Below are 2076 nucleotides of genomic sequence, written 5' to 3'. Positions count from 1 at the left end.
TAATGAGTTAATTATAAAAATGATAGTAAAGCACTGTGGTGGAGATCCGAGTTTAGTTTTTCGCTGAATTAGGCTTTTTGAAAATCGTGTGCCTTGGGGATTCTTCCGAACACTCCTAATTTGTAATGCATGCCTCTTTTGGCACAAAAGAACATTATCAAACAACTATAACCTTAACCTTTTACAACGATTGGTACTTTGGAAAAGTTAGCTAAAAATAAGGTTAATAAGGTTATTTTCAATAATTACCACAATCGGCTACTAAGGTTTATAGAGGAAATAAGGTTTTACTATAGTACGAATAACCTTCAGGTGTTTTCCAAACCCTGAAGGTTTAAATCGTAAAAACTCAAATACCATTCGGGGAGAAACCAAAAACGAATACAAGTCACACCCCGCTACCGCACGAATCCTTTCGTGTGGTTTAGCCGTCAGGCTAATAAGATTATACTCTAATATAAAAAAGTCTTAATTTTATTCTCAGAAAAACTAATTGTTAATGAGCCGTAACTACAAGTTCCATAATCCCGAAGGCGTTTATTTTGTAAGCTTCTCTGTTGTCGAGTGGTTAGATGTTTTTATTCGAAATGAATATAAGAACATATTACTTGATAGTTTACACTATTGCCAACAAGAAAAAGGCATGGAAATATTTGCATGGTGTATAATGACCAGTCATGTACATTTGATTTTCAGAAGTTCAAAAGAAAATGTAAAACCAGAACAACTTTTGGGCGATTTTAAACGGTTTACAAGCAAAGAAATTATAAAGGCAATAAAGGAAAATCCGCAAGAAAGCCGAAAAGATTTTTTGCTTGAACGGTTTGAAAAGGCAGGAGCGATGTCGTCAAATGTTCTTAATTATCAGTTTTGGCGTCATGACAACAAACCTATAGAATTATGGAGCAATAAAGTTATAGATGAGAAAATAAACTATATTCATCAAAATCCTGTTGAAGAGGGCTTGGTTTTTAAGGCAGAGGATTATGTGTACAGTAGTGCCATAGATTATGCCGGAGAAAAAGTATTATTGGATGATGTTATTGTAGTTAAATAACTACAAACCACGCGATGCAATCGCGCGGCAGCGAGGGGTTTTCGTCACACATTTAATACCAATTGTATTTGAGAGTGAGCTTTAAGCGAAACTCTGAAATTACAATTGTTAATGCCGATTGAAAAGAAGAATTCACCAAATGAGGCTCATTTTTATTTCACATCGGTATAATTTGTATTTTTATTGCAAAACACGTAAACAATGGATATTCAGGCATTAAAACTCGATCTTGTTACCAAGATCCTCAAAACCGAAAAATCATCATTGCTTATTCAGATTGAAAAACTGTTTGAAAAAGAAAATGACCAGGATTGGTGGGATCAATTACCGGATGAAGTGCAACAATCGATATTGGAAGGAGTAGAAAATATTAAGCAGAGAGAAATGTATTCTCACGACCAGATAGTGCGCGAGGCAAAACAAAAATATGGTTTCTGAAATGGAAATTATTTGGACTGAGAAAGCGCGATTGACCTACTTCTGTGTATTAGATTATTTAAAAGAGAACTGGACCAAAAAAGAGCTGATCCAATTCTCAAATAAAACGGAAGTTATACTGAAGGCACTCACAAAAAACCCCTATATGTTCGTAGCTTCAGGCAAACATAAAAATATTCGTAAAGCCATTATTGATAAAAACAATTCGCTTTTCTATCAAGTGGATAAAAAGAACCGGAGAATTTATTTATTGACATTTTTCGATAACCGACAAAATCCGAAAAAACTAAAATTTGACTAGATAACTCAACCTCCACTGCACAAAAGAACAATATCAAACTATAACCTTAACCTTTTCCAAAATTTAGAATTTTGGAAAAGTTCGCTGAAGCAACAATAACCCAAACAATAAGGTTAATAAGGTTATACTGTATTTACCACAATGGCTACTAAGGTTGTCTGAGGAATAGATAAGGTTTTACTGTAACACCAACAACCTTCAGGTGTTTCCAAAACCCTGAAGGGTTTAAAAGAAAGAGCCAGTTACACTACGAAAACAAATACAGATCACGTTAAGAACG

3 protein-coding genes are annotated in these 2076 nt (G+C 34.3%); all 3 read left to right on the top strand.

Annotation, left to right across the window (positions count from 1 at the left end):
* Positions 1–499 precede the first annotated feature (499 nt).
* Complete coding sequence (locus tag BMW53_RS20540) at positions 500–1057, top strand: REP-associated tyrosine transposase (protein ID WP_038563139.1); 558 nt, start codon at positions 500–502, stop codon at positions 1055–1057.
* Between the two features lie 201 nt (positions 1058–1258).
* Positions 1259–1495 carry a hypothetical protein gene (locus BMW53_RS20535; RefSeq protein ID WP_038563142.1) on the top strand — a complete coding sequence of 79 codons (237 nt, stop codon included), beginning with the start codon at positions 1259–1261 and terminating at the stop codon, positions 1493–1495.
* Between the two features lies 1 nt (position 1496).
* Entirely contained in the window at positions 1497–1796 is a 300-nt protein-coding gene (locus tag BMW53_RS20530; protein WP_038565673.1) for a type II toxin-antitoxin system RelE/ParE family toxin, read from the top strand.
* Positions 1797–2076: the final 280 nt, after the last annotated feature.

Source organism: Draconibacterium orientale, from assembly GCF_900111425.1.
Taxonomy (GTDB): domain Bacteria; phylum Bacteroidota; class Bacteroidia; order Bacteroidales; family Prolixibacteraceae; genus Draconibacterium; species Draconibacterium orientale.
This window is presented reverse-complemented; position numbering and strand designations above follow the sequence as displayed.

What these genes read in the sequence shown, in the direction of transcription:
- BMW53_RS20540 (WP_038563139.1), top strand. Translation starts at nt 500, where the DNA reads ATGAGCCGTAACTACAAGTTCCATAATCCCGAAGGCGTTTATTTTGTA.
- BMW53_RS20535 (WP_038563142.1), top strand. Translation starts at nt 1,259, where the DNA reads ATGGATATTCAGGCATTAAAACTCGATCTTGTTACCAAGATCCTCAAA.
- BMW53_RS20530 (WP_038565673.1), top strand. Translation starts at nt 1,497, where the DNA reads ATGGAAATTATTTGGACTGAGAAAGCGCGATTGACCTACTTCTGTGTA.